The organism is Actinoplanes sp. NPDC049599, from assembly GCF_044465625.1.
Classification (GTDB): domain Bacteria; phylum Actinomycetota; class Actinomycetes; order Mycobacteriales; family Micromonosporaceae; genus Actinoplanes.
Genome location: NZ_JBITLX010000022.1, coordinates 18,134 through 41,410, shown reverse-complemented (window position 1 = coordinate 41,410; position 23,277 = coordinate 18,134). Strand labels below are relative to the sequence as shown.

Sequence of the window (23,277 nt, the reverse complement as noted above, 5' to 3'; positions counted from 1 at the left end):
ACGATGTCATGGCTACACCCGTACCTGGACGATTTTGCGGAGCCAGAGCCCGCCGACGCCGATCATCGCTACCGACGTGCCCAGCATCAGGATTCCCAGCGGCTGGGTGTAGAGCGGTTCGAGGTACTCGCGGCGGAATGCGAACATCCAGCCGCCGAGCAGGATCGGCATGGCGAGCAGGATGCGGGCCGACAGACGGCCTTCGGCGGACAGGGCGAGCACGTGCCGGCCCAGACGGGCCCGGTCGCGCATCGTGTCGACCGCTGTCTCCAGGACCTCGGAGAGGTTGCCGCCGACCTCTCGCTGGATCCGGATGGCCATCACCAGCCAGGCGAGGTCCTGATTGTCGTTGCGCTGCCCCACCCGTTCGAGGGCGTCCTCCAGGTCGCCGTCGAGACGGGTCTCGGCGAGTGCGCGGCCCAGTTCACCGGCCACTGGCTCGCTGCCCTCCCGCACCAGGGCGTCGATGGACTGCGGCAGGGAGAAGCCGGCGCGCAGGGAGCCCACCACGAGCTGCAGTGCGTCGGGCAGCTGCTCGGCGAACAGCCGCGTGCGCCGGCCGGCGCGTTGCCGTAGGTAGAACCCGGCGGCGAACCAACCCAGCAGCAGGCCCGTCGGCAGCCCGACCCACCATGGCAGCGCGAAGGCGAGCGACGCCGCCCCTGCGGCAGCCGCGCCGATCTGGATCAGCTGCCACTCCGAGGCCCGCAGTTGCAGGCCGGCCCGGTCCAATGCCAGCTCGATCCGGGCCCGCCGCCCGCGTTGCGTGACGGCCCGTTCGGAGACGGCCAGCGCGGCACGCAGTATCTTGCCCGTGTCGTCGCGTCCGGCCGAAGCGGTGACTCCGCGGGTGGTGAAGCGGTCCAGGTCCTGTAGTCGGCGTCGCACGTGGTTGCGCCCGGTGACCGGGGAGACAACGAGAAAGCCTGCGGCGAGCAACGCAGCGGCGACGAGGCTCAGCGTGGCCAGCAGGCCGACGTTGCCTGCGCGCGTGGCGGTGAACGACGTTCGTGGCGGCGCGGCCCTCGGATCGGGACGGAACACGACCGGGACGTCGGCATCAGCCACGACCCCGCCCACGGACACCCGCACCGACATCAACGAGCTGCGGCCACTCAGTGACGGTGGCACGGTGGCGGTGACCACCACGGGTGCCGAGAGGCCGGCGGCCAGGGTGATGAACGTCGATCGCAGCGCCGCCGGATCGGCCGCGTCGAAGACCCGTCCGCCGGTCATCGCGGTGAGGTCGGTGAGCCGCGTCCGGTCGGTTCCGCCGCCGAAGGCCACCGCGTCGATGGTCGCGGCGGAGGACCGTTTGAGCGCTCTGGTGAGGCGGTCCCCGGTCATCTTCGAGGCGGTGTCGGCGCCGTCGGTGAGCACCACCAGCCGGCGTTCGACGAAGTCGGCGGCGGCCGGCCGCATCGCGGGGTCGAGCAACTGCACGGCGGCCTGGATCCCGTCATACAGCGCGGTGCCGCCCCCTGCCGACAGCCGGGCCACTGCTGCGGTGAACGTGGCCCGGTCAGCCGTCGGGGGCAGCACGATGGTCGGCCGGTCGGCGACCGTGACGAGCCCCAGCATCATTGCCTTCGGTGCTGTCGCGGCGTAGTCCACCGCCGCGGCCCGTGCCGCCGTCAAGCGTTCACCGGCCATGGATCCGCTCGTGTCGATGACCAGGACCACCGCACTGGTCGGGCTGTCGCGGCCGGCGGCAGCCCCGAACCGCACCGTCGCAGGCAGTGGCGTGCCGGCGGCCGTGACGCTGATCTGCGCTGCGCTCAGCGTCTGCCCGGCCGGCAGGCCCCGGGCGGCGACGAAGAACTCCACCGCGCCCACGGAGGGCTGGACACCGCTGACCACGACATCCACCGGCTGGGCCGGTGCGGCATCCGCCGGACCCGCGGGTATCAGCACCGCACCGGCAGCCGCCAGCGCCAGCGTGCGCCGGACGAGGGAGGTGACGCGACGGCGAGCCAGGCTCATCGTGGCCCCGCCATGAACGTCGACGGCGGCAGGGTGATGCCGTGGGCGGCCAGCCCTTCGAGGAACCGCGGCCGCAGGCCGGTCGGCTGAAGGGTGCCGAGGAAGCGGCCACCGGCGTCCATACCGGCCCGGAAGTCGAAGACGGACAGATCCTGCAACGTGACCACCTCCGCCTCCATGCCGAGGACCTCCGTGATGTGGGTGATCCGGCGGCTGCCGTCGCGCAGCCGGCTCACCTGGATGATCAGATCTACGGCGGAGGCCACCTGCTCACGGATCGCCCGGATGGGCAGGTCCATGCCGGCCATCAGCACCATGGTCTCGAGGCGGGCCAGAGCATCGCGCGGGCTGTTCGCGTGCAGGGTGGTCAGCGAACCGTCGTGTCCGGTGTTCATCGCCTGGAGCATGTCCAGGGCCGCACCGTCGCGGACCTCACCCACAACGATCCGGTCCGGTCGCATCCGCAGCGCGTTACGGACCAGGTCGCGGGTGGTCACCGCGCCGCGGCCCTCGGCATTGGCCGGGCGCGACTCCAGCCGAACCACGTGGTCCTGGTGGAGCTGCAGCTCGGCGGCGTCCTCGACGGTGACGATGCGCTCGTCGACCGGTACGAAGCTGGACAGCACGTTGAGGGTGGTGGTCTTGCCCGAGCCGGTGCCGCCGCTGACCACGATGTTGAGGTGACCGCGGACGCAGGCGTTCAACAGCTCGGCAGTCTGTTGCGTGAGTGTGCCGAAGGCGATGAGGTCGTGCACGGTGAAGGGGTCGCGCGAGAACTTCCGGATCGTCAGGGAGGAGCCGTCCAACGCGATCGGGGGCACGATCGCGTTGACCCGGCTGCCGTCGGGCAGTCGGGCGTCCACCATCGGGCTCGCTTCGTCGACGCGGCGGCCGACCCGGGAGACGATGCGGTCGATGATGCGTCGCAGGTGGGCCTCGTCGGCGAACTCGACACCGGACGCGACAAGTTGTCCGGAGCGTTCGACGTAGACCCGGTGCGGGCCGTTGACCATCACCTCGGTAACCGTGGGGTCGCGCAGCAGCGGCTCGATCGGGCCGTGCCCGAGAACCTCGTCGACGATCTGCTGGACGATCCGGGTCCGGTCCGGCGTGGTCAGCGGCGTCTCCTCGCGCGACAGGAGCTCACCGAGCGTCTGCCTGACCCGGTGCTCCAACTCGTCTGCGTCGGCGATGTCGTCGTACAGGGTCGGGCCCAGCAGCTCCGCCAGGCTGCGCTGGATGCGCTGGCGTACGTCGTTCACCGGGTCGGCCACGGGCCGGCCGGCGGCCCGGTAACGATCGCCGCCGGTTCGCCCGGTGGTGGAGTCGCGCGGCGCCGCGTCGGCGGCCGGTGGGACCACGGTGACATCGGCAACGCTCTGACGCAGGGAGAGGTGCTTGGTCAGACCCACGGTGTCAGCCCTTCCTCTTGAACATCCGCAGCCGGCGTCGGCTCGGTGCCTGACCGGTGTCGTTGCCGGCGCATCGGTCAGCCAGTTGCCGGATCGCCTGCGACACCGGGTGTCCAGGCTTGTCGACCGCCAGCGGTACGCCACGGTTCACCGACATCGGCACGTCGCGCGAGGAGGGCATGAGCACCGACATCGGCGACCCGACAGCCTTTTCGATGTCCGATACGCTCAGCCCCACATCGGAGTCGGCCCGGTTGAGCAGGGTGAGCCGGCGCTGCTGGGGATATTCGAGCATGTCGAACATCTCGAGAGTGAGCCGGTAGCTCTTGAGCGTCGGCAGGTCGGGCGTGACGACCAGGACGAACCAGTCGGTGAGGTCCAGGGCGGTGAGCAGATGGTCGGTGACGTACGGGGCGGTGTCGACGACGATGAAGTCGTAGGCGGAACGGGCCACCGTCAGCACCTCCCGGACCACGTCCCGGCCGACGTGATCGCCTTCGGCCGGCCCCGCCGGAGCGAGCAGCACGTCCAGGCCTGGCCGGTACGGCGTGATGAGGGATCGCAGGGCGTCGGTGTCAAGCCGCCCAGCCATCGTGATCGCGTCGGTGATGCTGTGCTCCGGAACCAGCTGCAGGAGGATGCCGATGTCACCGAACTGGAGGTCCAGGTCCACCAGGCAGACCCTCGCCCGGCCGCCGTCGGCGAGGGTGACGGCCAAGTTCGCAGCCACCGTGCTCTTGCCGACGCCGCCCTTGCCGGCGAACACAGTGACGATGCGCGCCTGCGCCGGTTCCGCCGCGGCGGGGCCGGCGCCGAGCCGGCGGGAGAGTTCCAGCGACCGGGCGCATGCGTCGTCGACACCGGCGGGATCGTCGGCCGCGACCACCTCGCGCACACCGGCCCTGATCGCCTCGGACAGCACGTCCATGGCCACCTCGTGGCGTAGCAGCACCACCCCCAGAGCCGGGCGGCGCAAACGCTGATCCGCGGCGAATTCCACGGCCTCGCTGATCGTCACTGAGGGGCCTAGCACGACCAGCGACGTGGCCGGGTGTGCCGCGAGTTCACGGGCCAGGTCGCCCGGCTCCGGCACCGTCCGCGGGGACTGGGTTCCCGGGTATGCCGTGCCGTCCGCGGGCTCGCAGTAGACCGTCATCATGGCAGCGCTCACGGGAACAGGCTGTTGTTGTCGACGCCGGCACCCGGCGCGATGGTGGCCGTGTCGTCGAGCAGAACCAGCGTGAGGGTGCCGGTCAGCGACGCATGGATGAGCTTTTCTGCCTCGTCCTGACCGGCGGCCACGGTGACGAGCACGGTCTGACCCGCCTTGGCGGTGTCCTTGGCCGGCTGTCCCTCGGCGGACGGTGTGGAGATGGCGGCACCGGCGGTGCCGCGTTCGCCGACGGCCAGGACCTCGATGCGCGGCAGCAGGACCCGGGTGGCGTGGTTGTACTCGTAGTTGTCGGACAGCCGGGCGCCGGAGGGCACGCGGCCCTTGCCGTCGCGAACGGTGAAGGTGTCGAAGATCGCCACCTTGGACCCCGGCCGGACGAAGCCGGCGACCCGGGAGGCCGCGGTTGTTTCCACGCTGACGGCCACCTTGCCCTCGGGCAGCGCCAAGCCGCCGCTGATCCGGGTGGACTCGCCGAACATCCCCCGGAGCAGCAGTTGGCTGGGTTGCACGTCCGCGGTGATCGACAGGGCAGCGAGCTGGTCGTCGATGGCCTCGACGCCGTCCGCCGGGACGGTGGCCGCAGGCATGGCGATCCGGCGGGTGTACCCGCCGGCCTGAATCTTCGCGCCGGTGGTCCCGGCCGGGATGCGCTGGGTGGCCACGAGCACCCAGACCGCCTCCTGGCCGGCCAGCGTCCGCCGGTCCACGCCGCGCACGTACGTGACGACTGCGAGGCAGCCCGCCGCCGCCAGCACCGCCGCCACCAGTACCGCCAGCAATCGACGTCTCATCCGCGACCCATCTTCTTTCTCAGCCGATCGAGTTGACGACGGACACGCCCAGGTCCGGCCCGCCGATGGTGACGCCGGTGGTCGGAACCAGGGCCCTGGTGAAGTAGCCGTACAGGCAGCGTTCGCTGCCCTCGCAGTGGTGCAGCCCGGTAAGCCGGGACGGCGCGGTGAAGCCCGACTGGTAATAGCCGGTAAGCACGAACGACGCGAAGCCCGCCAGGTGGTAGGTCGTGGACGAGCCGGTGCCGGTGACCCCGTCGTAGATCGGGATCAGCATGAGCCGGCGCTCGTCACGCAGCGCCGCCAACGCGGTCCGGCATGCCGAGGACACCGAACTGCCGGTGTCTCCTCCGAAACTGCCGTCGGTCTCCACGGTGGTGGTGCAGTTGCGCTCGGTATCGTCCAGCCAGCCGAACCCACCGGGCCGGTCCCAGCCGGATGGCCCGGCCGGACACGTCGTGGCGGACGGGGATCCCTTGAGACGCACGACCCGTTCAGCCGAGGCGGGTGGGGTCCCGTCCGAGGGCGGCGGCCACAAGGTGAGTCCGCCGTCGGTCAAGGCCTCCCACTCACACGTGGAGAACGTGACGGCGGTGCCGGCGGCTCGCAGGGGCGGGCCCCAGGCCACCCTCGCGCACGCCCCGACCGAGGTGCCCATGTCATCGCCGGCCAACGCCCTGGCGAACGTTCGCGGTAGCAGGGTGCTGCCGTCGCGGCCCAACGTGCGGGTGCGCACCTCGGCGTAGCTCCCGGTCTCCGGGGCGGTTCCCAGGCAGGCCGTTCGGTTGGTGGCGGGCGCCGAGCAGTCGGCCAGTCCGGGTCCGCGCCCACATATCTCGGCGATCCCGGCGGCGCCGTCGGCCGCCACTGCGGCGGCGTATCGCTCGGCCTCCGCGCCCTGGTCGGCACAGCTTTCCGGCAGCCGCACGCAGGTCTCCGCGACCGCAAAAGCGGCCGCGTCGGCCCCGGTCTGCAACTGCTCGCGTTCGGCATACAGCCTTCCCACGTCCACGACCACGGCCGCCATGCCGAGCAGCACGCCACCACCGAGAATGACGGCGAGCAGCGCCGCGACAGCGCCGCGGTCGTCCTCGGACGGCCGGATCAACCGACGCATGGCATGACTCCCCTGGCGGTGATGACGACGGAGCTGTCCCCATCGCCGCCGAAGAAGCCCATGACCGAGCCGAGGGGAGTCACCGGCCGGAACGCGTGCGTCAGGGTGACCACGGCGTCCGCGGTCAGGTCGTCCTCCGGGCAAGCGGTGACGCTGGTGGAGACCAGCGGCATGCCGTTGACCGTGCGGTTGACACGGGCCGCCGGATCGAAGCCCAGTGCAGCCGCACGGGCGCCTTCCCGGGCCGCTTCCGTGAGGGTGATCTGGGTGTTCAACATCCGGCCGAAGTCGATGACGCCGAACACCACCAACAGCATCAGCGGCAGGACGAGCGCCAGTTCCACGGCTGCGGAGCCGCCATCGGAGCGCTGCGGCTCCGACCCCTTCGCCCCGGACGAGATCACGCCGGACCGAACCCCGCCACGGCGTCCTTCCCGCGTCATGAGGTCATGGGGTCACGGTGGAAACTTCATCCGAGACGCCGTCGAACATGGCGCTGATGTTGTCACCCAAGGCCATTACGGCACCGATGATGACGACGGCGATGAGCGCGACCATCAGCCCGTACTCGACGGCGGTGGCCCCCTCGTCGTTGGACGGCGCCGACATGGCAGACCGGATGTGCTGGGTGATGACACTGGCAAGCTGGATCAGCATGAGAGCTCCCTGGTGGTCACAGCGACGGAAAAACCGCCGACCTGGTCGCTCAGTGTTATCGGAAGGTTGCAGGCAGTCATGAGACCTTTTGCATAAGCCCGCTCCGGCAGCCCAGTCGCGTCAGCGCGGAGGTGCGGGGCCCGGACAGGGTGTCGCGGCGTCGAGGTCCTTACCGCACGCCGCGTCGGGCGGAACCCGTACGGTCATGGATCTTGCCTGTGGATGCCATGTCCGCTATCTTGCATCGGCTTTGACACATCTCTGACAGGGAGCCTCAATCAGAATGACTGCCACCCAAACCCCCACCGGCACGGGCTCGAAGTCCTGGATCGTCGCGCTGGTGCTCAGTTTCTTCGTGGGCGTGCTCGGCATCCACCGCTTCTACGTCGGCAAGATCGGCACCGGCATCCTCATGCTGATCACGTTCGGTGGGTTCGGCCTCTGGGCGCTGATCGACTTCATCATGATCGCGGTCGGCAAGTTCACGGACAAGCAGGGTCTCGCGCTCGCGCGCTGACCCGTACCAGCGGCAATGGACTGGGCGCCCCGCGGAAGAATCGGCGGCGCGCGGCCGGGCACTCCACGACCATCGAGGTCCGCGACCCCGGGACGCCCGGTCCGCGTCCCCGATCCCGATCCGCGGGTGTACCGCAAGGCGCATCGTCGTTGATGGTGAACACGGGCGTTCTGGCGCTGGGCCAGCCGGCGGGCCCGGTGGCTCGGCGCAGACCGGGCCGTTCGGCCCTGGAGCGGGTTCCGGCGCGGCGCGACGATGGTGGTGAGCCCACCGGCGCAGAGGTGAAACACCTCGGTGGCGGAGCAGGATGGGCGGCATCCGTGCCGTTGACTCGCCATCGTCAAGATGGATCATCCGCCATCGGTGGCCGGCCGATCCCCGCCGGTGGGTGTCTGCTGCCCGTTCCGGTGCTGCGCCGGAGACCCGTCCCTTGTCCGCCGGCGTGGCCCGCACCCTGCCGAGGAGGGACCATGACCAGAACCGCGTCCGGCAGGCGTGACGCTCTGCGCACCTTCAACAAGCACGTGCTGAACCCGGCGATGCTGCTGCTGGCCGGCCGGCGGTACTGGTATGCCGCCGCGCTGCATCACATCGGCCGTCGTTCCGGCCGTGCGTACACCACCCCGATCGTGGCCCAGCCGGTCGCCGGCGGCGGCTTCGTGATCCCACTGCCGTACGGCACGGGCGTCGACTGGCTGCGCAACATCCGCGCGGCCGGCCAGGCGAACATCGACGTGCACGGGCACCATTACGTGATCACCGACCCGCGCATCGCCGACGCGCAGGAGGCGTTCCCGCTGATCCCGGCCCGGCTGCAGCGGACCTGGCGGCGGTTCGGCATCGAGCAGTACCTGCTCGTGCGGACGGTGTCCGGCGGCGAGCAGACGTGAGCCCCTGAGGCGCGGCTTGGCACCGCCGTGGATCTCTCGACATCGTCTACGCGATCGTCCGCGCCCCCGAGACCCGCTGGAACACCACCCGGACCCGTTCCGAACGCCTCCGGGCCATCCGTACGGCGTACCTGGGTTTCGCTCAGCGCCGGCCCCACCGCTACCGGATCATGTCCGGGGCGTCCGGGACGCCAGCCGGGCTCTTGATCGCGCGCCGGACCTGGCGGACGACCTCGCCGTGCTCGGTATCGGGCGTTCGACATCATCCGGAACGCCCATGCCGACTGCGTCGCGGCAGGACGCTCGACGAGCGCATCACCCGCGGCCCGACGAGGTGAACCGGGGTGCAGGACGACCTCGCTCACCGAGCCGTCCCCACCGGTGGTTGCGGCCGGCCGGTGCCGCCGGGTTGCGGGGCTCCGGATACCGGTCAGGTCACCTGACCATCCTCCACCGCGTCGAGTTCGCAGATGGCGACGGTGGTCTCGACGCCGTTGTCGTGCAGCAGTTGACGGGTACGGGAGAGGTCGGGGTAGGCGGCGTCGAGGGGATGTGTCATCAGGCGTGAGAGTGCCGTGGCGTGCTTTGCCATCGAGGGCCTTCCCGGGATGAAGATCGACAGTTCGTCCCGGGCTTCGAAGGTCTGCACCTCCATATTGCGGGACAGGGCGGCGACCGCTTCTGCATCCGCCGTGATGGGTATCTTCACGATCCAGTGCAGCCCCTCGCCGCTGATGTTTCGCCGTCTCTGTTCCGGGGTCTCGATGGCCGGGGCCAGCCACGGGAGGCCGGCCACGGCGGCGCCGTACGACTTCACGGTTGTGACCAGGTCTTGAACAGTGGCGGTGGCCTCGGATTCCACCCACTCGTCCTGATCGTGCCGAGCCGGTGGGCCGGGAACCAGCCTCGATACCACGGTCATCTCGGGTGCGTGGCGCAGGCGTACCTCCGGCCACGAGGTGAGGAGCACGCGTGCGTCGCGGATCGCCTCGTCCTGGGCTCGTCGCCGGCTCTGCACGTCGCTGCTGTGCTCCTGCAGGAGGGCGGTCGCCGTATCCGGCTCGTCGAGCACCCGTCGGACGAGCTTGACGCTCATTCCGGTGCCGCGCAGTACGGTGATCAGCATGGCGCGTTCGACCTGGTCGAACGTGTACGCGCGGTAGCCGGTCTGCTCGTTTACCGAAGCTGGGACGAGCAGGCCCTCGGAGTGGTAGAACCGCAGGGTCTGCGGCGACAGAAGACACATTTCGCTGAAATCGCTGATCGACAACACGACATCATGGTGGCCCTTGCAGTAACCACAAGGTCAAGCGGCACTGGTCATCAGGGGCTCGTACTGGATCAGGGACTGGCCGCGGCCTACTTCATTCGGTGCCCTGGATCCGTGCGTTGCGCTCCTTCGTGCTCGCCTTGATCGTGGCGGAGCGCCGCCGTTGAAGCTCATCGCGTTCAACGTCCGGGATCGTCATCGATTCAGCGAGCACGGCGGCGAGCGTATCCACTTCAGTGTTGTCGATGTCGGCAGGGAAGAGCCATCGGATGTTCTCGTCGCGCGTGATCAGGTCGATCACGAAACGCCCCTCTTTGTCCTGCGGGGCCGCGCTCCGAACGTATCGCACCAGGTCGATCGGGATGTCCTGGCGGATTTCGCCCTGCTCCAGGAACGCGTTCGCCTTTGCGGTGATGATGCGGCGATCCGTGACTGCGACCAGCTCCTTAGTCGCCATTCTGTCCTTCCCTGCTCCGAGCATTCCCTTCGCTCCGCTGACGATCGAAGAGATTGAACCGGAGCCGTCGACCTGATCGGGGAAGCCGAGGACGCGGAGTGTCTCACCGTCCTCGAGGAACCAGCGGAGGATACGGAGGCATGGCTGGAAGTCCAGCGATCTGGGTGCGCAGACGACGTTCGGGGCCTCAAGCGGAGCGATCGGCGGATGGAGAGCATCGGCAAGAGGCTCGAGTGCTTCCAGCAGGCGAGCTGAGGTTTGGCGGGCGGCGTTCGAGTCCCTTCGCTTTCCCGGCAGAGCCAGTGCGTCGCGTCCGGGGAACTCGGCAATGATTCGGAGCTCCCGCCTCAGTGAGTCGACGAGACTGGTCGTCTCGGCGAGAGCGGATGTGAGCTCCTTCCCGGTGTCTCGCGCGATGGCGTCGACGAGCCGGGCTTCGCCGGCGTCTTCCGGGCCAGCGGCTCGGGCTCGCGCGGCGTGCAGCGCCTGATATCCGGTCCACGCCTTGACCGAGGACAGGAGGGCGTGGGCGTCGAAAAGCATCGCCTCGGCGTTCGTCTCGAAGTACTGACGGCGGCCACGCGCGTCGAGCCGATGGATCTGCCGGATGTGATCGTCAACGTTCAGTCGGTACAGGTCACGCTGCTTACGCAGTGACGCTTCACTGCCCGCGATGCTGTCCCACAGGGAGCTTGGGACTGATTCGACCTCTCGCGCCTTCTCGACCGCGCGATCGATGGTAGCGACGAGCGCTGTCAGTTCGGCCCACTGCCCGTGACGGATAGTCGTGAGTACCTGGCTTGTCAGCGCGATGTTGGTTCTGGCAAGGCCAGTGATCTCACTGAGCTGCATTTGAAGGGCGATCATGGCCAGCGCCGGCCCGAGCGCAGCGACGGTCTGCGCCGCGCTCACCGCGGTCACGGGGATGAAGCGGGCCTGGGCGACGATACGGCCGTGAGCGAACACCGCTCCGAGGTTCGCGCCGTCCTTGACGGCGAGCGTTGCGCCGTTCCTCAGTAGACCTAGCGTCGCGTCGCTGACCCGGTAGAGCCCTTGCGCGCTGGCGAATGCGTTTCCGAGGTTGCCGGCCACGGTCGCCGTGTTTCCGATCGAGGCGAGGACTGTTGAGATCTGCATGCGGTCGGCGGCTGACACGAGCCCGAAGTCGATCAATTCGAGCTTGAGTTCCTCCGGAACTTCACCGAAGACAACGGCGATTCCAGGGAGCACCTCCGCCAGGACCGACGATGCCGCAGTTGAGCCGTCCGCGTTGGGCACCTGGCCGTTCTCCTCAGGCTCCGCGATCTCCATCGAGTCCGATGTGTCCTGCATACGATTTCCTCCCGGCGAGGCATAGAACTCTTTGTCGAGATTCAGTTCAAAGACTTGCGAGCGAAGCCACCTTGGCCAGCCGAGTGGCGGCAACCTCGGTCAAGGCCTTACGCCCGTAAGTCTGCAGCGTTGCCCGAAAGACGTGCTCTCGATCTTGCCAGCCCAAAGACTTCGCATGCCGGGCCATCACGGCGGCGAGTTCGCCCGGCGGCACTTCGTCGAGTGTCCGGGGTCCTAGCTCGCGCGTAAGCGTGTCAGGCTGGGATGGCAAGCGGAAAGTTGTCGGTTGGACGCCGGCCTCGTTCAATGGGTTGTCCTGAACGAGTAGGCCTCGACGGACCGCCGCACTGATCACCTTGTTGATGGCGCTCGCGGACAGCCGGGTAACGCGCTGCCCACCGGATGCCCGGACGTACGCGGTCTGCAACCGCGCGCCCAGCACCGGCCCTTCAGCGTCGACTATGGCGAGCAGCGCCTCTCGCATGCCGGCAGGCGCGGGTTCGGACGGGCGGGGCGCCGAGCCGTGGTAGGTCTCGTATGGCTTGAGACCGGGCGACGGCGTGTGGGATTCGGCCGGTGATGGAAGATCATTGGCGGGAGGAGTTTCTGGAACCATCTCGGTTGCCGTCGTGCTGATGGCCGGCTGTGGTGTCTCTGCCGCCGGCGAAGTCGCGATCTGCAGGGGAACTGGCGGGGAAGCAGCCGGTTCGGAGACGGTTGCGACCTGGTGCGCGGGCACGACCTCGGCAGGGTCAGCCCAGTCGGAAGGGTGGATGCCGCGACGTTCCAATGCCGCCCAGAGATCCCGTAGAACGGACGCCTCGTCGACGGTGAACGCCGACTGCGCAATCCGGAAGAACTGCCACCCGCAACGCTCCAGCTCGCGCTGTCTCGCCATATCAGCCTCGTAGCGCTCTGGTCCGTGCCAGGTGTCCCCGTCGCACTCGATGGCGAGCCGGCTGTGCGGGCCCACGACAACCAGGTCGATGGAGTAGCCGAGCGCCGGATACTGCGGGACCACGGTGTGCCCCCGTTCGACCAGCCGGTTGAACACCCGCTGCTCGAACAGTGAATCGAAGGGCGCTACGCGCTCGTTCTCCGAAACCGCGGTCGGAAGTACCGTGCCCTCGTACGTCTCCGGGCGCGCCGCCAGCCCGTAGCAGTAGTCCAGCAATTGATGCCGCATGTCGGTCGGGTTACTCAGGTCGCTGGGCCGGACTGAGTGGAAGACCCACATCTGATCCTTCGCCCGCGATGCCGCGACGTTGTACCGCTGCACGTACATGTCCGTCGTCGCCGAACCCAACCGCACTTCCGGCTCGACTGCCGCGACCATGCTGAGAAAGGTCACGTCGCGTTCCGAGCCCTGGAAGTCGGCCGAGTCGCCGCAGCGTAGATCACGCCGTGCCCACTCGGCCGGGTCGAGCCGTTCAAGCAGAAGGCGTTCGATCAGCTTGGCCTGGTGCGTGCCCTGCAGGGAGATGACGCCGAAGCTGAGACCGTCGTAGCGCGGATCCTGCGTGCACGCCACGATCTGGCCGGCGATGGCTTCGGCTTCGGGCGGGTTGGTCTTGTACGTGGTGCCGCGCACGTACCCGTCCTCGACCAGGACCGGCTTGATGGGATCGAGGCGGTCGGCACCGTACTGACGGACCGGAATGAGGCGGATGTTCTCCGGCTCGTACGCGATCCGGTTGGAGAAGTTGATGATCTCGGGCACGCAGCGCCGGTGCTCGACGAGCGGGATGAGGCCGCTGAATCGCATCTTGGCTTCGTCGAAGAGGCTGCGCAGCGGGTCCAGCCAGGACGCCCGGTAGGGGTCGTCGTGCAGGTACTGCGTGGCCAGGTTGCGAAGATGTTGCTGGTCGACGCCGACCGCGGACGGGGACACCTGCTTGTCGTCGCCGATCACCACGATCTTCGGCGCCAGGTACTGCAGGAACGTCGCGGCCAGGCCGGCCTGCGACGCCTCGTCAACGACTACCACGTCGAACATGTTGGGTTCGACCTCCAACTGCTCGGCGATGCGGTAGATCGGCATGATCCACACCGGTACCGACGAACGGCAGCGGTCCATGGCCTGACGAATCTCGGCGCGACGCTGGACGGCGTACTTCCCCGTGCCCTTGCCGAGCCGGCGCACCAGCTGCCCGTACTGCTGTAGGTTGGCCCGCGCCGACCCGCTGATGCGGTCGGGGGAAGCGGCGTGCCGCCAGGCGCGCTCGGCGGCGAGTTCCTCGACGTGGTGCCGGATGGCACGCTCCGCCTCCGCGATCTCCGCCTGCAGTTTGTTCAGGTCCATGATGTGCCGGTCGGCCAGCCAATCGCCGGCAGCTGCCCACGCCCAGGCGTCGTCCCATGCGGCGAGACGCTGATCCCACGCGTTGTCGGCAGGAGTGCGGAGAACAGCATCGTGCAGGCGAGGTGCGCCGAGCCGCAGACGTGCGCCGAGCTTGTCTCGACGATCGATTGCGCAGCGGACCTCGTCCAGACGGACCAGGCGGTGCGCCGCCCGGCTGTACGCGGCGATGTCGCGAGCTGTGACCGCCTCGGCGAGTTCGCCGAGCAGGGGAGAGGCGGCCGGATCGTGCAGCAGGTGCGCGAAGTGTGCGGCGGTGGCGTCGACCTGCGACCGGGCGATCGCCAGCTGATCCTGGGCGGCGGCCGAGTCCGCCAGGGCCGCGTACATGCGTACGGCCTGCAGGTCTGCCCACTGCGGGCGCGGGAGACGCAGCCGAGTGAGCCGCTGGTCCTGCTCGGCGAGGGCGGCGCCGAGGCCGAGCACGCGCTGCAGCACCGCCAGCTCCGTCATGTGCCAGGCCAGCCGCTCCTGCGGCGTGTCCTCCGCCGGGATCGCCGTCGTGGCGGGCCAGGCGCGGTCGAGACCGGTGAGCAACCGGTTTGCCTCGGCCCAGGCCAAGAACCGCTCGACCGTATCGATGGTGGCTGGCGGGCGGCCGTCGACGCGTACCTGTGCGAAAAGGTCCTTGGCCGCCTTCACCGGCTTTGCGGCGAGCATGGAGACCTGTGGGGTGCCGTCCGGCGCGACCTTGATCTTCGCACCGGTGGCCAGGTGCTGGTGCAGGTGCAGGGCCACGGATACCGACGCCGCCAGGTCGCACGCGGGCGCGGTCACGTCTGTGAGGCCGAGGCGCTGGACGTGGGCACCGGCCTGGGCGATGAGCTGCTGTACCTGCGCGGCGCGGTCCTGCCAGATGCGGCCGCGACCGGATACGACGTCCGCGACCGCCGCTGACATCCATGCCTCGCGTCGGCCGGCGAGTTCGTCGGCGATGTCCGCCAGCCGGTGCAGATCTTGTTGCAGCCGGGTGCGCTCGGCCGAGGGCAAGGCACGGACCGCGCCGAAGGCCGGGTGCTGGAGTTGGACCGCGTGAGCCTGCAGTGTCGCGTACGCGCCCTGCTCATCCACCACGGCCGCGGCGAAGTCGGCGGGCGCGGGCAACGCGCGGGGCTCTCCCAAGACGTCGCGAGCCGCTTCCTGGTCCGCCTGCAGGGTGACGTCGCGCAGCAGACGAAGCCATTCCGCGACCTCCGCCGTGGTCATCGGTGGCCGGCTGCCGCGGTCGGCCAGCGGGCGCAGCCAGCCGAAGAGCGGCTCGTCCCCCTGATGCGCTGTAGCGATGGCCGCGATGGTGCCCCGGTAGGCACCCGGATCGTGCTGGGTGACCTCGGCCGAGCGTACCTCCACGAGGCGCTTGCGCAGTTCGGCTCGCTGCCGCCGTAGGCGGTCGATGGCCTGGAGATGACCGTCGATCGCCTCCTGCGACTCGTCGTCGTCGAAGTCGATGGCGCGCTGAGAGATGGTGTTGACCGCGACCTTGAGGTCCGCCATGTCTTCTCGTGACGCGCCGACCACCGCGACCGACAGGGAGCGGATCGCGTCGGGCAGCTTGGCCCGTACCTCCTTGAGTGCCCGGTCGGTCTGCGCTGTCACCAGCACCCGCTTGCCCTGAGCGAGCAGGTGGCTGAGCAACGCGGCGGCCGTATGTGTCTTGCCCGTGCCCGGTGGTCCCTGTACGAGAGTCTGAGCGTGCCGGTCCACCTGCCGGAGAACCTGAAGCTGTCGCTCGTTGACCGGAAGCGGGAGGTAGGTCTCGTCGTCCACGGTGACCAGCGCTCCGGGTGTCGGATCAGTCACCACCGCCGGCCGGTGATCCGGATCGACGAGCGGCAGCACACCGTCGGGCACGACGCCGGTGTCGATCAGTTGCTGTCGGATGCGCTCCAGCAGCCGCACCAGCCCGTAGCGGTCGCGGTTGCGCAGCACGATTGCCGGTGCCAGGGTGACGGCGGCGGTGACCGGCGTTCCCTGGGCCGGCTTCTCCGAGTCCTCGTAAATGGCGTTCGGGTCGAGGCTGTGCGCGACTCGCTGCAGCAGCTCGCCGACGGCGGGCCGGTCGAGCGGGTGTGCCTCGTAGTCGCGAGCCTCCTCCCGTACGGCGGTGATGTGCCGGGAGTTCGTCAGATGCGAATCGAGCATGTCGAGTTCGAGCCGCACCGGGTCGGGTGCTTCGACGGCGATGATCCGTAGTCTGCCGCTGGCCGCGTCCAGGTCGATGGTGACCGGCGTAGTGATCAGGTGTCGGCGGACCGGGGAGTGGCCGGCCGGCGTCCACGCCAGGCACCCCACCGCGAGGACGAGCTCGAGTTCCTCCGGGTTCAGTTCCGCCTGGGCGTGCATCTCGAAGAGCAGGCCGTACGCTTCCCGGACCGGCCGCTCGGCCCGGTCACGCTCGGCCCATGCGGTCCACCTCGGCAGCCAGTCCTGATAGGCGCGGGTCACCTCGGGGTGATCCTCGAGCAGCAGGACCAAGACCGCTGAGTCGTCGTCCTCGCTGTCGTCCTGGGCGGCGTCCGGGTCCGGAATGTCCGGCGCAAGTTCCGGCACGACGTCCGGATCGTCGAGCGCGCCGATCAGCCACAAGGTCAGCGCCTCGTACGGTTGGGGCGGCGGCACCCGGTCCAGCCGGTCGACGTGGCCGATCTCCTCGCCCGGCTCGGGCGTCGCGCCCCAGTGGGCGAAATGCACGGCGCGATGTCGGGGCATGCTGTGTGCCCATGCGACCTGCAAATAGCGGTCGTACGTCCGCGGCGTCGAGATGGCTGACTGCTGCACCCGGGCGAGGAACTCGAACAGGCGGACCGCACGATCGAGGCGGCTCGCTGAGACGACGGACAAAGTGTTCCTTCCGCTACGGATGCGCATGCTGATCCGAACTTAGAGTGAGGCTCGGGCTGCCGGTGACGGTCGTTCGTAGCTGATGTCAGACCGTATGGCGGAGTGGTCGAAACACCGCGGCGGTGTCAGTTCTGGAATGTGCGCCCGTCGAGGGTGTCGATGAGGTCGCCATCGGCGAAGGCAAGACAATCGTGCAGCTCAGCGTGGCCGTAGACGAGCTCGAGGGCGGAAGTCATAGTCAAGGATTCTCCGAGAAAGACGGCGATCGTTGGACGTTGGGGCGCGATCACGCGCCAGGGTTCAGCCGCTGCCGCGCTACTCGCAGGCGGGCGTGCACGGCTTCTTCCGGTACGCGCATGGCACCCGCAAGCGCCTTCTCCGGTTGCTCGTGGCCGCGGCCGATGAGATCGGCATGGATGTCGAGCAGGCCGCGGTGGTAGTCGTCGCCGTCGGCCGACATCGCGCACCGTCCGCGTCCAGGGTACTTACTACCAATAGGATCCTGGCATGCAGGAAGGCCGGTGGACCACGATCACACCGTCGCAGTTCGCGCCTGAGCGCGAGGCGCTGGCGTACGTACAGCAGCTGCTGCCGGACACCGAGCCGTACCGGGCGTGGTCGAACTTCACGTTCACCGCGCAGACCGGGCATCCGTACGAGGTCGACCTGCTGGTCGCCGCGCCGAGCGGCCTCTACCTTATCGAGATCAAGAGCCTGAACGGGCGGCTGGTCTCCAGCGGCTCCAACTGGATCCAGCACGGGCCCAGCACTACGCGCACATTCGACAACCCGTTGCATCTGGCCGATGCGAAGGCGAAGAAGCTCAAGTCGTTGCTGCAGGTGGCTGCTTCCCGGCGGCGGGGAGCGCCGGTGCGGATCCCGTTCGTGCAGGCGGCGGTGTTCCTGTCGAAGCCTGGCCTGCAGGTGGAGCTTTCCGAGCATCACCTGCACGGGGTCTACGGGCCGGAACCGGTGGGCACCAACCGGCCGAACCGGCTGCCGACGATCGGCTCGCTGCTGCAACGCCCGCCGCAGGACGAGCGTCAGCGGCTCACCGCCGAGACATCCCGAGCCCTGCCCGATCTGCTGGCTGAGGTCGGCATCGCCCGCAGCCGCCGGCATTATCAGGTCGGGTCGTGGGAGCTGGAGACCCGCCCGTTCGATGTGGGCCCGACCTGGCAGGACCATCTGGCCAAGCACCGGGACCTGGAACGCGAGCGCCGCCGGGTGCGCATCTACCTGGTCGAGCGCAACGCGGTGCAGGCCGAGCGGGCCAGCATCGAGCGGGCGGCCAAGCGGGAGATGCTGGTGCTGCACGGCATCAACCACCCCGGCATCGTCCAGGTCGACTCGATGGAATCGCACGAGGCCGGCCCGGCGCTGATCTTCCGGTACGACCCGCGGGCGATGCGGCTCGACCATTACATGGCCCAGTTCGGTGATCGTCTGGACGCGCCCGTCCGGCTCACCATGATCCGCCAGTTGGCGGAGACGGTGGCATACGCGCACGGCCGTCGCCTCCATCACCGGGCGCTGTCAGCCCGCAGCGTCCTGGTCAACCCTGGCCAAAAACGGCGAGGCGGCACCGACGAGGAGGCGTGGCTACTTCCGCAGTTGCAGATCAGCGACTGGCAGGCGGCCACCCGTGGAACGGACTCCGCGGCCGGTAGCGACGGCAGTGGTGGATCAGTCGCTTTGTCGTCACACGCGGCGTCGCACCTGGAGCGGTCGGCGGAGGCCTACCTCGCGCCGGAAATGATCGCGCCCCGGCCCGACCCGGTAGCGATGGATGTCTTCGGGCTGGGCGCGCTGGCGTACCTGATTCTCACCGGTCAGCCGCCTGCCACAAAGCGGCCCGAGTTGCTGGCCCGCCTCGCCCGTGACAACGGTCTGCGGGCGGCATCGGTGGCCGACTCGGTGTCAGAGTTTGCGGACGAGTTAGTGCAGGCGGCGACGGCCCCGGTGCCGGCGCAGCGGCTGACTACGGTCGCCGAGTTCGTGGAGATGATCGAGGTCATCGAGGAGGAGCTGACCGCCCCAACCACGCCACCCTCGGTGCATCCGGCGGACGAACCGGAGCCGACGGACCCGCTGGAAGCACGCCCCGGTGACCGGGTCGGCGAATGGGTCGTCCGGAAACGCCTCGGTACCGGTTCCACGTGTCGGGCCTTCCTCGCCGACAACGAGCGGACCGGCCGCGCCGAGGTGCTGAAGGTCGGCCTTTCCGACGAAAAGGACAACCGACTCCGCCACGAGGCACGAGTGCTGGGGCCGTTGACCGATTCCCGGGTGATCCGCTTGGCCCGGCCGGAGCCGGTGCGGATCGCGGACCGGACCATCGTGGTGCTGGAACACGCCGGCGACCTGACGCTGGCCCGCAAGCTCCGCGATGACGGCCGGCTCACCGTCGACGAGCTGGAGACCTACAGCGACTACCTGTTCGGAGCCCTCGACTATCTGGAGGGCGAGGGCGTCTACCACCGCGACATCAAGCCCGACAACATCGCGATCCGGATCCGCCCCAACCGCACCCGGCAGCTGGTGCTGTTCGACTTCTCCCTGGCCGGCGTCTCGGTCAAGGAGATCACCGCGGGCACGCCGCGCTATCTGGACCCGTTCCTGGGCAGCGTCAACCGTCCGGTATACGACAAGCACGCCGAGTGGTATGCCTTGGCGGTCACCCTGCACGAGATGGCCTCCGGCGAGCTGCCGGACTGGGAGGACGGCTCTGTCCTGCCGGAGTTCTCCGACGGACCACCGGTCCTCGCCGCCGAGGCGTTCGACCCGGCAATCCGCGACGGCCTGGTCGACTTCTTCCATCTCGCACTGCACCGCGACAGCCGGAACCGGTTCGCCTCGCTCAAGGACATGCGCGACGCCTGGCAGAAGGTGTTCCGGCGCTCCGATGCCAGCGCACCGGTCGGCACCGACCATCCGGAGCCTCAGGAGGAGCCGGATGCCGAGGGTGCCGAAGCCGCCCGAGATGAGGCCGCTGCCAAGGCGACACGGGCCACCGCGCTGGAGGCGGCCGGGCTGACGCCCCGAGCGGTCTCCGCCGCCCACCGGCTGGATGCCACCACCGTCGGTGACCTGCTCACCGTGGCTAACAAGCTGGCCCACCTGCCCGGCCTCGGCGCGAAGACCCGCCAGGAACTGCAGCGGCGGGTCAAGGAGTGGCGGGCCCGACTCGGCGAGCGGGAAACCCTGCCAACCTCGCCGAACGCCCGCAGGAGCGCCGCCGCGGAGGCGGCCACCGAGACGACCGGCGACTCCGCCGACGCCGAGCTGATCCGGGTCGGTTTGGACGCCATCGCCACGTTGCTGATCCCGGCCAAGAACGGCCGCAACGCCACCGAAGTCGAGGGCACCCGGATCTTGCTACGCCTGCCCGACGACACCGGTGCGCTGCCCGGCCTGACCCCGTGGCCGCAGCAGCCTCAGGTCGCCACCGCCCTGGGCGTCACCCCGGGCCGGGTGGCGCAGATCCTCGGCAAACAGCGCAAACGCTGGAACGACCTGCCGGTGGTGTCGAGCGTGCGCGCCGAGCTGATCGAGCTGCTGCGCGACGGCGGCCGGGTCATGGGTGTCGACGAGCTGGCTACCGCCCTGCTCACCAGCCGCGGGTCGATGCGCACCGGCGACGACCTGCGGCGCACCGTAGCGCTCGCCGCGGTACGCGCTGCCGTCGAGATCGACGCGCTGGCCGACGAGCCGAGGCTACTGTTGCGCCGTCACGGCGATCGGCTGCTGGTGGCGCTGGAGGCGGCTGAGGACGACGCCCCCGACACCCCCGCCGCGCCGGCCCTGCTCGACTACGCCGACGCGCTCGGTAAGGCAGCTGACCGGCTGGCCGGCAACGAGGTGCTGCCCAGTGCCGCCACCGTGTTGCGTACCCTCGGCGCGGTAACCGCGCCGGGCGGAGCCGCCGACGCCATCGACGAACGCCGGCGGGTCGTGCTCGCCGCAGTGGCCTCGGAGAACGCCGCCGCGACCGCCCGCCTGGAGATCTACCCGCGTGACCTCGACCCGGTGCGGGCACTGCGCCTGGCGCAGGCCGGCGTGCTGCCCCCGGCCGGGCCGCCCGGCCAGCCACGCGGCCTCACCCCGGCGCAGATCGCCGACCGGGTCGCGGCCCGCTTCCCGGACCTCGCCCCACTACCCGGCCACCCCCGCCTCGACGGCCTGCTGACCGACGCCGGGTTCGAGCTGATCTGGAACCGGGACCACTACGCGGCGCCGGCGCGGACCGCCGCGTCCTCGTCGATGACCATCGTGCGGCGCCGGTCGTCGGCGTCCACGCCACCCACCCGGTGGACCGCCGACTCCCCGGTTCTCGCCTCGGCGCTGCGCGCCGAAGAACGCCTGACCGGTGCGGCCTCGGCCGGAGGGTTCCGGGCTTTGACGGTACGGCTGTCGCGGTACGCCCTGGCCCGCGAGGAACTCGTCCGCCGCTTCTCGGCCAGGCCGGTCAACGTGGCGTCCCGCTTCCTGACTCACCTGCACGGACTGGTTGATGCTCGCCCGAAACCGACGTGGGAGACCGTGCTCGGCGCCGACATCGCCGAACCCGGTTCCCGCCCGGCGATCAAACTGGGGGAGTACGTCGACGAGGCGTGGTCGCTGGCCGCCCCCGCATTGCTGACCGAACTCGCGTCAGGCAGCGGCCCGATCCTGCTGCACGACGCGGCCGTGCTCGCGCGTTACCGGGCGATGGAGCGGCTCTACGAACTGGCAGACGCAGCGCGCGCCGGGAACGGCGACGTGTGGCTGCTCTGCCCGATGGACGACCCGGACCTGCTGCCCAAGTTGGACGGCACCGTGGTGCGGGTCGGCGACAACGAGTGGATCGCTCTGCCCGACGCCTGGGTGGAGAACACGCACCGCAGCGCTTCCGTCGCGTAATAGGCCATGTAAGTATAGTTATAGTAACTACACTTACATGGAGATGGTTGTGCAGAAGCCGACGGAAATCTTCGACCGGGACGTCGAATGGGACGAACTGGTCCGTTTCGCTCGCCTGCCGCAGGCTGGAGCGACACTGGGTGTGGTTTCTGGTCGTCGGCGTCAGGGCAAGACGTTCCTGCTCGACGCGCTGGTCCGGGCGGGTGGCGGATTCATGTTCACCGCCACCGAGTCGTCCGAGGCCGATGCGCTGCGGCAGTATGGGCAGGCCCTCGGCGACCACCTCGGTGAGGCGACACCGCTGCGGTTCGTCAACTGGGACGAAGCGATCACGCGGACAATGGCGGTGGCCCAGCGCGGACCGATGCCGGTGGTGATCGATGAGTTTCCGTTCCTGGCCCGTGCCAGCCCCGCACTGCCCTCGATCATTCAGCGTGCCCTCGATCCGGCTGGACAGCGCTTGAACACGCAGGTACGGCTGCTGTTGTGTGGTTCGGCGCTGTCATTCATGGGCGGGTTGCTCTCCGGGACGGCGCCGTTGCGGGGACGGGCAGGGTTGGAGTTGGTGGTCCGGACGCTGGACTACCGAGCAGCCGCCCGGTTCTGGGACATCGCCGACCCGCGCACCGCGCTGCTCGTCAACGCGATCGTCGGCGGCACACCCGCCTACCGGCACGAGTTCACTCAGGACGACACACCGGACGGGCCGGACGACTTCGACGACTGGGTCGTCCGTGCCGTGCTGAACCCGGCCCGCCCACTTTTCCGGGAAGCCCGCTATCTGCTCGCCGAGGAACCCGACATCCGCGATCCCGCCATGTACCACTCGGTCCTGGCCGCGATCGCCGACGGACGTACCCGCCGCGGCGAAATCGCCAACTTCCTGGGCCGGCAGCCGTCCGACCTCGCCCATGCATTGGGTGTCCTGGAAGATGCCGGACTGGTGGTGCGCGAGGAGGACGCCTTCAAGAGCAACAGGGGCGTCTACCGGACTGCTGAACCGCTACTGACCTTCTACCACGCCGTCATGCGCCCGGCGTGGGGCGACCTCGAACGTTCCGGTCGCGCCCGGCAGGTCTGGCCTCGCCTGCAGCGCACCTTCCTGAGCAAGGTCGTCGGCCCACACTTCGAAACCATCTGCCGGAACTGGGCCAGGTGGGAAGCCGACCCGGCCATCGTCGGCGGCTACCCGACCAGGGTCGCGGCCGGCATCGTCAACGATCCCGCCGCCCGGACCCAGCACGAGGTGGACGTGGCCGTCTTCGGCCGTGACGACCAGGACCGGGAGGAACTCCTCGCCATCGGCGAGGCCAAGTGGAACGAGACTGTCGGCATCGGCCACCTGCAGCGCCTTGCCCACATCCGCACCCTGCTCACAGGCCGGGCTGACATCCACGCGGATCGGTGCCGGCTGCTGCTGTTCAGCGGCGGCGGCTTCTCCGACGATCTGCGCGCCATGGCTGCCACCGAACTTGGTATCCAACTTGTCGACTTGGGTCAGCTGTACGCCGCGAGTTGATTCCTGCCGCCCGGCATTGCCTGCCACGCCATGGTGGCATCTTCCGCCGATCGGCG

The 23,277-nt window shown here is 69.2% G+C and carries 15 protein-coding genes; 4 read left to right on the top strand and 11 right to left on the bottom strand.

The annotated features are described in order from the left end of the window. Positions 1-12: 12 nt before the first annotated feature. From ACIBQZ_RS30875 to ACIBQZ_RS30845, 7 genes are all read right to left on the bottom strand, one after another. Positions 13-1,983 (bottom strand): VWA domain-containing protein, encoded by a 1,971-nt coding sequence (locus ACIBQZ_RS30875; protein ID WP_396092338.1) that lies wholly within the window; start codon positions 1,981-1,983, stop codon positions 13-15. Further along, entirely contained in the window at positions 1,980-3,395 is a 1,416-nt protein-coding gene (locus ACIBQZ_RS30870; RefSeq protein ID WP_396092337.1) for a CpaF family protein, read from the bottom strand. The genes ACIBQZ_RS30875 and ACIBQZ_RS30870 overlap by 4 nt, the downstream gene beginning before the upstream one ends. A gap of 4 nt (positions 3,396-3,399) precedes the next feature. After that, positions 3,400-4,566, bottom strand: coding sequence for a CpaE family protein (locus ACIBQZ_RS30865; RefSeq protein WP_396092336.1), 1,167 nt, complete (start codon positions 4,564-4,566; stop codon positions 3,400-3,402). Beyond that, positions 4,563-5,360, bottom strand: a complete 798-nt coding sequence (cpaB, locus tag ACIBQZ_RS30860) for a Flp pilus assembly protein CpaB (protein WP_396092335.1) — start codon at positions 5,358-5,360, stop codon at positions 4,563-4,565. Before cpaB ends, ACIBQZ_RS30865 begins: the two co-directional genes overlap by 4 nt. A 19-nt stretch (positions 5,361-5,379) precedes the next feature. Continuing rightward, a complete protein-coding gene (locus tag ACIBQZ_RS30855; RefSeq protein ID WP_396092334.1) occupies positions 5,380-6,477 on the bottom strand; it encodes a pilus assembly protein TadG-related protein in 1,098 nt (365 codons plus the stop codon). Next, positions 6,465-6,821, bottom strand: a complete 357-nt coding sequence (locus ACIBQZ_RS30850) for a TadE/TadG family type IV pilus assembly protein (RefSeq protein ID WP_396092333.1) — start codon at positions 6,819-6,821, stop codon at positions 6,465-6,467. The genes ACIBQZ_RS30855 and ACIBQZ_RS30850 overlap by 13 nt, the downstream gene beginning before the upstream one ends. Positions 6,822-6,924: 103 nt before the next feature. Then, on the bottom strand, positions 6,925-7,134 hold the full coding sequence (locus ACIBQZ_RS30845; protein WP_396092331.1) for a Flp family type IVb pilin: 210 nt from the start codon (positions 7,132-7,134) through the stop codon (positions 6,925-6,927). A 283-nt stretch (positions 7,135-7,417) separates the two neighbouring features. Here ACIBQZ_RS30845 and ACIBQZ_RS30840 point away from each other — a divergent pair, with 283 nt between their 5' ends. Next, positions 7,418-7,651 (top strand): TM2 domain-containing protein, encoded by a 234-nt coding sequence (locus ACIBQZ_RS30840; RefSeq protein ID WP_396092330.1) that lies wholly within the window; start codon positions 7,418-7,420, stop codon positions 7,649-7,651. 470 nt (positions 7,652-8,121) lie between these two features. Continuing rightward, positions 8,122-8,541, top strand: a complete 420-nt coding sequence (locus tag ACIBQZ_RS30835) for a nitroreductase family deazaflavin-dependent oxidoreductase (protein WP_396092329.1) — start codon at positions 8,122-8,124, stop codon at positions 8,539-8,541. A gap of 430 nt (positions 8,542-8,971) precedes the next feature. On the opposite strand, the gene ACIBQZ_RS30830 is transcribed toward ACIBQZ_RS30835, so the two are convergent. From ACIBQZ_RS30830 to ACIBQZ_RS30815, 4 genes are all read right to left on the bottom strand, one after another. Then, on the bottom strand, positions 8,972-9,814 hold the full coding sequence (locus ACIBQZ_RS30830) for a MerR family transcriptional regulator (RefSeq protein ID WP_396092328.1): 843 nt from the start codon (positions 9,812-9,814) through the stop codon (positions 8,972-8,974). A gap of 91 nt (positions 9,815-9,905) precedes the next feature. Continuing rightward, positions 9,906-11,600, bottom strand: coding sequence for a hypothetical protein (locus tag ACIBQZ_RS30825; RefSeq protein WP_396092327.1), 1,695 nt, complete (start codon positions 11,598-11,600; stop codon positions 9,906-9,908). 46 nt (positions 11,601-11,646) lie between these two features. Continuing rightward, complete coding sequence (locus ACIBQZ_RS30820; protein WP_396092326.1) at positions 11,647-16,827, bottom strand: AAA domain-containing protein; 5,181 nt, start codon at positions 16,825-16,827, stop codon at positions 11,647-11,649. A 259-nt stretch (positions 16,828-17,086) separates the two neighbouring features. Beyond that, positions 17,087-17,260 carry a hypothetical protein gene (locus ACIBQZ_RS30815; RefSeq protein ID WP_396092325.1) on the bottom strand — a complete coding sequence of 58 codons (174 nt, stop codon included), beginning with the start codon at positions 17,258-17,260 and terminating at the stop codon, positions 17,087-17,089. A gap of 47 nt (positions 17,261-17,307) precedes the next feature. On the opposite strand from ACIBQZ_RS30815, the gene pglW reads away from it, so the two are divergent. Then, positions 17,308-21,702: a BREX system serine/threonine kinase PglW gene (pglW, locus tag ACIBQZ_RS30810; protein ID WP_396092324.1), complete on the top strand. Its 4,395-nt coding sequence runs from the start codon at positions 17,308-17,310 to the stop codon at positions 21,700-21,702. Positions 21,703-21,739: 37 nt separating this feature from the next. Next, the gene (locus ACIBQZ_RS30805; RefSeq protein WP_396092323.1) at positions 21,740-23,221 is read left to right on the top strand and encodes an ATP-binding protein; all 1,482 of its coding nucleotides are present in this window, start codon (positions 21,740-21,742) and stop codon (positions 23,219-23,221) included. Positions 23,222-23,277: the final 56 nt, after the last annotated feature.

Bases quoted from the DNA above. Each gene is read 5' to 3' on its own strand.
- pglW (WP_396092324.1), top strand. From the start codon at position 17,308: ATGCAGGAAGGCCGGTGGACCACGATCACACCGTCGCAGTTCGCGCCT.
- ACIBQZ_RS30805 (WP_396092323.1), top strand. From the start codon at position 21,740: ATGGAGATGGTTGTGCAGAAGCCGACGGAAATCTTCGACCGGGACGTC.
- ACIBQZ_RS30815 (WP_396092325.1), bottom strand. From the start codon at position 17,260: ATGTCGGCCGACGGCGACGACTACCACCGCGGCCTGCTCGACATCCAT.
- ACIBQZ_RS30855 (WP_396092334.1), bottom strand. From the start codon at position 6,477: ATGCGTCGGTTGATCCGGCCGTCCGAGGACGACCGCGGCGCTGTCGCG.
- ACIBQZ_RS30875 (WP_396092338.1), bottom strand. From the start codon at position 1,983: ATGAGCCTGGCTCGCCGTCGCGTCACCTCCCTCGTCCGGCGCACGCTG.
- ACIBQZ_RS30825 (WP_396092327.1), bottom strand. From the start codon at position 11,600: ATGCAGGACACATCGGACTCGATGGAGATCGCGGAGCCTGAGGAGAAC.
- cpaB (WP_396092335.1), bottom strand. From the start codon at position 5,360: ATGAGACGTCGATTGCTGGCGGTACTGGTGGCGGCGGTGCTGGCGGCG.
- ACIBQZ_RS30820 (WP_396092326.1), bottom strand. From the start codon at position 16,827: ATGCGCATCCGTAGCGGAAGGAACACTTTGTCCGTCGTCTCAGCGAGC.
- ACIBQZ_RS30835 (WP_396092329.1), top strand. From the start codon at position 8,122: ATGACCAGAACCGCGTCCGGCAGGCGTGACGCTCTGCGCACCTTCAAC.
- ACIBQZ_RS30840 (WP_396092330.1), top strand. From the start codon at position 7,418: ATGACTGCCACCCAAACCCCCACCGGCACGGGCTCGAAGTCCTGGATC.
- ACIBQZ_RS30845 (WP_396092331.1), bottom strand. From the start codon at position 7,134: ATGCTGATCCAGCTTGCCAGTGTCATCACCCAGCACATCCGGTCTGCC.